Origin of the sequence: Streptomyces viridochromogenes DSM 40736, assembly GCF_000158955.1 — a bacterium.
GTDB classification, from domain to species: domain Bacteria; phylum Actinomycetota; class Actinomycetes; order Streptomycetales; family Streptomycetaceae; genus Streptomyces; species Streptomyces venetus.
Genome location: NZ_GG657757.1, coordinates 1,443,731 through 1,451,507 on the forward strand (window position 1 = coordinate 1,443,731; position 7,777 = coordinate 1,451,507).

6 protein-coding genes and 1 pseudogene are annotated in these 7,777 nt (G+C 70.4%); 2 read left to right on the top strand and 5 right to left on the bottom strand.

Going from position 1 to position 7,777, the window contains the following annotated elements:
- Both SSQG_RS38870 and glpK read left to right on the top strand, forming a co-directional pair.
- Positions 1-265, top strand: a pseudogene (locus SSQG_RS38870) (diguanylate cyclase); the annotation flags it as partial.
- Positions 266-855: 590 nt separating this feature from the next.
- Positions 856-2,370 (top strand): glycerol kinase GlpK, encoded by a 1,515-nt coding sequence (gene glpK / locus SSQG_RS06195; RefSeq protein ID WP_003988867.1) that lies wholly within the window; start codon positions 856-858, stop codon positions 2,368-2,370.
- Positions 2,371-2,457: 87 nt separating this feature from the next.
- Here the strand turns inward: glpK and SSQG_RS06200 are convergent, their stop codons facing one another.
- The 5 genes from SSQG_RS06200 to SSQG_RS42520 form a co-directional block, all read right to left on the bottom strand.
- A complete protein-coding gene (locus SSQG_RS06200; protein WP_003988868.1) occupies positions 2,458-3,063 on the bottom strand; it encodes a GTP-binding protein in 606 nt (201 codons plus the stop codon).
- Entirely contained in the window at positions 3,044-6,724 is a 3,681-nt protein-coding gene (locus SSQG_RS06205) for a hydantoinase B/oxoprolinase family protein (protein ID WP_003988869.1), read from the bottom strand. The genes SSQG_RS06200 and SSQG_RS06205 overlap by 20 nt, the downstream gene beginning before the upstream one ends.
- Before the next feature lie 24 nt (positions 6,725-6,748).
- On the bottom strand, positions 6,749-7,144 hold the full coding sequence (locus tag SSQG_RS06210; protein WP_003988870.1) for a DUF742 domain-containing protein: 396 nt from the start codon (positions 7,142-7,144) through the stop codon (positions 6,749-6,751).
- A 9-nt stretch (positions 7,145-7,153) separates the two neighbouring features.
- The gene (locus tag SSQG_RS06215; protein WP_003988871.1) at positions 7,154-7,585 is read right to left on the bottom strand and encodes a roadblock/LC7 domain-containing protein; all 432 of its coding nucleotides are present in this window, start codon (positions 7,583-7,585) and stop codon (positions 7,154-7,156) included.
- Positions 7,582-7,777: hypothetical protein (locus SSQG_RS42520; RefSeq protein ID WP_244299066.1), on the bottom strand; the 196-nt coding region annotated here is incomplete at its 5' end. The genes SSQG_RS06215 and SSQG_RS42520, both read right to left, overlap by 4 nt.

Sequence of the window (7,777 nt, forward strand, 5' to 3'; positions counted from 1 at the left end):
TCCTGGACGTCCCCTGGTCGGCGGGCTGTGCCGACCGGTCACGCTGTCGCTCGCCACGGTGCTGTGCGTGCCGGGCAGTGTCAGCGACCACCGTCAGGCGGCTGCGTGCCTGGCGCCGCTGAAGAAGGCCGCGAAGGCGTTGCACGGTGCCAGTTGGGTGCTGGGCCGGGCGGGCGTGCCCGGGCACGAGACCCGCCGCGGCACCGACCCGGCATCGACACCGGCCCAGGCGGGCTGTGGGGTGGCGGAGAGGGGTGGGGCCTGAGGGGGGGGTACAGGGTGTCCGGGCCGCTCGGGGCGGGCCGAGGAGGTGCCCGGGCGCGGCTGGGCTCCGCCCGCGAAGGCCTTGATGCGGGGCCGAGAGCCCGGTCCTCACCCGTGCGGTTGAGGAACCACCTGGTCAGGTGGATGCTGGTGGCTAGCAAGCAAGTCAGGTGTGGCTGGGTCCGTCGCAGGCGACGGAGTTCAGCGAAGGCCGGACACCACCAGCACAGCCTCGCGTGGGTCACTGATCCCCACAGCCGCGCGGGGCCCGAGCAGATCTGAACATCACGCGACCGGGCGCCGTCAGGGCCGTGCAACCGGCCACCCGGCCCGGCAACTGCCCGGCCGCCGCCACATGGCCGTCAACCGTTGTGGTCGGCGACCTTGACGCCCTTCGGGTGCCGGTGAACACTTTCGGCGTATTCCGGCACTACGGCGCGCGGCCGCGCCGGCGCCAAGGCTCCTTCCCCCACGGGTGATACGGCTGCGACGGCACGCTCGTCGCGGATGCCGGGCGGGACTCGAGATCTACCTGCCTCCGGCTGACGTAGCCATGGGGACGCACCCTGCCTTCTGAACCAAGGGGTAGCCATGACGGACAACGCCGAGAAGTACGTCGCAGCGATCGACCAGGGCACGACGTCGAGCCGCTGCATCGTCTTCAATCAGGACGGCGCGATCGTCGCCGTGGACCAGCGCGAGCACCGCCAGATCTTCCCGAAGCCCGGTTGGGTGGAGCACGACGCCACCGAGATCTGGTCCAAGGTGCAGGCGGTGGTCGCGGGGGCGCTCGCCAAGGCCGGTCTGCGGGCCGACCAGCTGAGCGCGATGGGCATCACCAACCAGCGCGAGACGACCCTCCTGTGGGACCGGGCGACCGGCAAGCCGGTGCACAACGCCATCGTGTGGCAGGACACGCGGACGGCGGCGCTGTGCAACCAGCTGGGCGGCTCGGACGGGCAGGACCGTTTCCGCGAGCAGACGGGTCTGCCGCTGGCGACCTACTTCTCCGGGCCCAAGGCGGCCTGGCTGCTCGACAACGTGCCCGACCTCCGTGCGCGTGCCGAGCGCGGGGAGATCGCCTTCGGAACGATGGACTCCTGGCTGATCTGGAACCTCACCGGCGGCACGGACGGCGGGCAGCACGTCACCGATGTGACCAACGCCGGGCGCACCATGCTGATGAACCTGGGGACCCTCCAGTGGGACCCGGCGATCCTCTCGGCGATGAACGTCCCCGAGGCCATGCTGCCCGAGATCCGGTCCTCCTCCGAGGTGTACGGCACCGCCGTCGGCCAGCTCGCCGGCGTGCCCGTGGCCTCCGCACTGGGCGACCAGCAGGCCGCCGTGTTCGGGCAGGCCTGCTATGACGTGGGCACCGCCAAGAACACGTACGGCACGGGAAGCTTCCTGCTGCTCAACACGGGTGACCGCCCGGTGCCGTCGAAGAGCGGACTGCTCACCACGATGGGGTACAAGATCGGCACCGAGGCGCCGGTCTACTGCCTGGAAGGTGCGATCGCCATCACGGGCGCCCTGGTCCAGTGGTTCCGGGACCAGCTCGGCATCATCCGCACCGCCGACGAGATCGAGCCCCTCGCGGCGAGCGTCGAGGACAACGGCGGCGCGTACATCGTGCCCGCGTTCTCGGGCCTCTTCGCACCGTACTGGCGCTCCGACGCCCGTGGCGTGATCACCGGCCTCACCCGGTACGTCACCAAGGCGCACCTCGCGCGCGCGGTGCTGGAGGCGACGAGCTGGCAGACCCGTGAGGTCGTGGACGCCATGTTCCAGGACTCCGGGGTGCACATCACCACCCTGAAGGTCGATGGCGGCATGACGAAGAACAACCTGCTCATGCAGCACCAGGCGGACGTGCTCGACGTCCCGGTGGTGCGGCCCAAGGTCTCCGAGACCACCTGTCTGGGCGCTGCGTACGCGGCCGGTCTGGCCACCGGTGTGTGGAACGACCTGGACGAGCTCAAGGCGCACTGGCAGAAGGACGTCGAGTGGACCCCGTCCATGGACGCGTCGGTTCGGGACCGCGAGTACCGCAACTGGCGCAAGGCCGTGGAGAAGAGCTTCGGCTGGGAGGAGGGCAACTAGCCACGCGCGCGTGCGCGGTCGTGTCCTGACTGCGGCCCGTACCCCCGTCGGCGGGGGTACGGGCCGTGTCCGTCCGCTCGGCCGGCGTCAGGTGTTCACGATCTGGCGACGGTCGGCCGCGTACGCCATCGCGTGCTGGACGACGCCGATGAGTGCCTCCTTGACCGACTCGCGGTCGCGGGCGTCGCACATCATCAGCGGTACGCCCTCGTCCAGGTCGAGGGCTTGACGGACGTCCTCGACCGGGTACCGCGGGGCGCCCTCGAAGCAGTTGACGCCGACGAGGAACGGGATCGAGCGCCGTTCGAAGTAGTCGACGGCGGCGAAACAGTCCTCCAGGCGGCGGGTGTCGGCGAGTACGACGGCACCGAGCGCGCCCTCGGAGAGCTCGTCCCACATGAACCAGAACCGCTCCTGTCCGGGCGTGCCGAAGAGGTACAGCACCAGGTCCTCGCGGAGCGTGATGCGGCCGAAGTCCATGGCCACGGTCGTGGTGTGCTTGCCTTCCACGCCGCTGGTGTCGTCGACCGGGCGCCCGGCCTCGGTGAGCAGTTCCTCGGTGCGCAACGGCCTGATCTCGCTGACCGCGCCGACGAGCGTGGTCTTGCCCACGCCGAAGCCGCCGGCCACCAGGATCTTGAGCGTGACGGGCTCGACCGGTGGCTTGCCGCGCTCAGAACGCCCGAAGATCATCGATCTCTTCTCCTGCTTGATGGGGGTCGGGCGACGGTGGGCCGTAGCCTCCGCCGCCAGGGGTTTCGATGACGAGTACGTCGCCGGTGACGACGTCGGCGGAGTCGCTGCCGCCGAGTTCGGTCACCGTGCCGTCGGCGTGTTCCACGCGGTTGGCGCCGAGCGCGCCCGGCTCGCCGCCCGCCATGCCGTACGGGGGGACACGTCGGTGCTGGGACAGCGTGGAGACCGTCATGGGTTCCAGGAACCGGATACGGCGCACGGCACCGTCCCCGCCGCGCCACCGTCCGCAGCCGCCGCTGCCGCGCCGGACCGCGAATTCCTCGAGGCGCACGGGCAGTCGCCACTCCAGGACCTCGGGGTCGGTGAGGCGTGAGTTGGTCATGTGGGTCTGGACGACGGGTGCGCCGGGAAAGCCGTCGCCCGCGCCGGAGCCCGAGGCCACGGTCTCGTAGTACTGGTGGCGTTCGTTGCCGAAGGTGACGTTGTTCATGGTTCCGGATCCCTCGGCCTGGACACCGAGCGCGGCGTAGAGCGCGCCGGTGACGGCCTGTGAGGTCTCCACGTTGCCCGCGACGACGGCGGCCGGTGGCTCGGGGGCGAGCAGGGAGCCGTGCGGCACGACGATCTTCAGGGGGCGCAGGCAGCCGTCGTTGAGGGGGATCTCGTCGGCGACGAGGGTGCGGAAGACGTACAGGACGGCCGCGTTGACGACCGAGAAGGGGGCGTTGAAATTGGTGGGCAGCTGCGCCGACGTGCCGGTGAAGTCGATGGTCGCGGCCCGGTTCTCGCGGTCCACGCGCACGTGCACCCGGATGACGGCGCCCGAGTCCGTCTCGTAGGCGTAGTCGCCGTCGTCGAGTGCGTCGATGACGCGGCGTACTGCCTCCTCGGCGTTGTCCTGGACGTGCTTCATGTAGGCCTGGACGACGTCGAGACCGAAGTCCTCGATCATGCGGCCCACCTCGTCGACGCCCTTCCGGTTGGCGGCGATCTGGGCACGCAGGTCCGCGAGGTTGGTCTTCGGGTTGCGGGAGGGGTACGGCGCCTCGGTGAGGAGGCGGAGGGTCTCGTCCTCGCGGAACCGGCCGTCCTCGGCGAGCAGCCAGTTGTCGAAGAGGACGCCCTCCTCATCGATGGTGCGGCTGCCGGCGGGCATCGAGCCGGGGGCGATGCCGCCGATCTCGGCGTGGTGGCCGCGTGAGGCGACATAGAAGAGGATCTCGGGGTCACTCTCCGTGTTGTCCGAGCTGTCCGCGTTGTTCGAGGGTGCGGTGTCGAAGACCGGGGTGATCACGGTGACGTCGGGCAGGTGGGTGCCGCCGTGGTACGGGTCGTTGACGGCGTAGGTGTCGCCCGGCCGCATGCGGGAGCCACGGCGCCGGATGACCTCTTTGACGCTCGTGCCCATCGAGCCCAGGTGGACGGGGATGTGCGGGGCGTTGGCCACCAGGTTTCCGTCCGGGTCGAACAGGGCGCAGGAGAAGTCCAGGCGCTCCTTGATGTTGACGGACTGGGCGGTGGATTCGAGGCGGGCGCCCATCTGCTCGGCGATGGACATGAAGAGGTTGTTGAAGACCTCCAGCAGAACCGGGTCGACTTTCGTGTCGAGATCGGAACTCTGCGTAATCGCGACGCGTTCCATGACCAGATGCCCGTCGTGGGTCGCGGCGGCTCGCCAGCCGTCGTCGACGACGGTCGTGGCGCCGGCTTCGGCGATGATCGCCGGGCCGGTGACGCTGTCGCCGGGGGGAAGGTCCTCGCGGTGGTGGAGGGGTACGTCGCGCCAGGTGCCGCCGGTGTGGAGGCGGACGGTCCGCGCCGCTGCGGGGCCGTGCTCGGAGCCGCGGCCGGCGGGGGCGCCGTAGGGGGCGAGAGCGGAGAGATCGGGGGGTTCGGTGATGCCGGTGGCTTCGACGGAGAGGGCTTCGACGACGATCGGGCGGTCGAGCGTGAAGGAGTACGTGGCGCGATGACGTTCTTCGAAGGCCTGCCGCATGGTGTCGGGCTCGGTCAGCTCGACGGTGAGGGTGGTGTCGGTGCCGTCGTAGCGGAGCTCGGTACGACGGGTGACCTGAATGTGCTCCTCGGGGACGTCTTCGGCACGGAGTTCGGCGCGTGCCGCGGCTTCGAGGTCTTCGGCGGTCTTGCGCACGCCGGGCATCGACGCGGGCTCCAGGGGCGCCTCGACGGACTGCTCACGCATGGCCGTGGTGTCGGCGAGCCCGATACCGAGTGCGGACAGCACGCCGGCCATGGGCGGCACGAGGACGGTGCGGATGCCGAGGGAGTCGGCAACCATGCAGGCGTGCTGGCCGCCGGCGCCGCCGAAGGTGGTGAGGGCGTACCGGGTGACGTCGTGGCCCTTCTGGACGGAGATCCGCTTGACCGCGGACGCGATGTTGGCGACGGCGATCTGCAGGTAGCCCTCGGCGACCTGCTCGGGTGTGCGGTCGTCGCCGGCCTGCTCGCGGATCTCGCGCGCGAGGGCGGTGAAGCGGTCCCGGACGAGCGCGTCGTCGAGGGGCTCGTCGCCGCCGGGGCCGAACACCTTCGGGAAGTGGGCGGGCTGGATGCGGCCGAGCATGACGTTGGCATCGGTGACGGCGAGCGGTCCACCGCCGCGGTAGCAGGCGGGTCCCGGGTCCGCGCCCGCCGAGTCCGGCCCTACGCGGTAGCGGGAGCCGTCGAAGTGCAGGACCGAGCCGCCGCCGGCGGCGACGGTGTGGATGTCGAGCATGGGGGCGCGCAGCCGGACGCCGGCGATCCGGCTGGTGAAGACGCGTTCGTACTCGCCCGCGAAGTGGGAGACGTCGGTGGAGGTGCCTCCCATGTCGAAGCCGATGACGCGGTCGAAACCGGCGAGCTGCGACATCCGTGCCATGCCGACGATGCCACCGGCCGGCCCGGACAGGATGGCGTCCTTCCCGCGGAACTGCCCGGCCTCGGTGAGGCCGCCGTTGGACTGCATGAACATCAGGCGTACGCCCTCGAGCGCGTCGGCGACGTGCCGGACGTAACGGCGCAGGACCGGCGAGAGGTAGGCGTCGACGACGGCGGTGTCCCCGCGGGGGACCAGTTTCATCAGGGGGCTGGCCTCGCTGGAGAGCGAGATCTGCGGGAAGCCGATGCGGGTGGCGAGCTCCCCGACGGCCTGTTCGTGGGCGGGGTGGAGGTGGCTGTGCATGCAGACCACGGCGACGGCCCGGATCCCGTCGTCGTACGCCTTCTGGAGAGGCCCGGCGAGGGCGTCCAGGTCGGGCGCGCGCAGCACGGTGCCGTCGGCCGCGATGCGCTCGTCGACCTCGACGACCCGTTCGTAGAGCAGCTCGGGCAGGTCGATGCGGCGGGCGAAGATGCCCGGACGGTTCTGGTAGGCGATGCGCAGGGCGTCGCGGAAGCCGCGCGTGATCAGCAGCAGGGTGCGCTCGCCCTTGCGCTCCAAGAGCGCGTTGGTGGCGACCGTGGTCCCCATGCGCACGGTCTCGACGGGGGCACCGGAGTCGGCCAGCAGGGAGCGGACACCTTCGACCGCGGCGTCCGCGTAGCGCGCCGGGTTGTCCGACAGGAGCTTGTGGGTGAGCAGCCGGCCGTCCGGGCGACGCGCGACGATGTCGGTGAAGGTGCCGCCTCGGTCGACCCAGAACTGCCAGCCTGTCACGTCAGTACCCCGCTTCCGCGCTGCTCACAGCGCCCGGAGGCCGTTGATCACGTCGCGCAGAATACTCTCGTCCGGCAGCTCGGCAGGGGGTACGGGCCGGTTCACATGGACGAATTCCGCGTCCACGAGGTCTCCGACAAGGACCCGTACCACCCCGATCGGCAGGTCGAGTTCCGCTGCGAGTTCGGCGACCGACTGCGGCAGGTCACGGCACAGTTCGACGATGTCCACGTGCTCCGGGGAGAGCATGTGGTCCGCTTCCGGATCGTCCGCGTGCGGCTCCGTGACCACGACCGCGATCAGGTCCAGGCGGTGCTGACCCTGGCTGCTGGTGCGGCCGCGGGTCATGGCGTACGGACGGACGACCGGTCCGGCCTCGTCGTCGAACCAGTGGCTTCTTCCCTGACCGTCAGCACTCATGTCATCTCACTACCCGCCTGCGGGCAGATCGGTGCGCGGAGCGGCGCCCAGATGCACGCCCACCCGCTTCACCAGGAGCGTCATCTCGTAGGCGACCTGGCCGACGTCCGAGTCGGCGTCGGAGAGGACGGCGAGGCAGCTGCCGTCACCGGCGGCCGTCACGAACAGGAACGCGTCGTCGAGCTCGACCACGGTCTGGCGGACGCTACCGGCCTCGAAGTGGCGTCCCACGCCCTTGGCGAGGCTGTGGAAACCGGAGGCTACGGCGGCCAGATGCTCACTGTCCTCCCGGGTCAGGTCCCTGGACACACCCGTCGGCAATCCGTCGCCGGAGAGCACGAGGGCCTTGCGGATACTCGCGACGCGATCCACCAGGTCGTCGAGGAGCCAGTTCAGCTGCCCCTTGTCGGTCGTGTGGCCGGTCGCCTTCGGTGCGGTCATCGACCGTCCCCCTTTGTCGTTCGTTGTGGTGCTGTGCCGCTGTGGGCGGCGTCGCCCGCGGCGTTCTCCTCGCGGCCGCGCTGCCAGCCTCGCTGGAGCGAGGCCATACGGCTGCGTACTTCGTCGGCGTCGCGTTCGACGGACTCGGTCGGTTCCTCCGTACGAGGCTCCGGCCCGCGTTTCAGCTGCGGG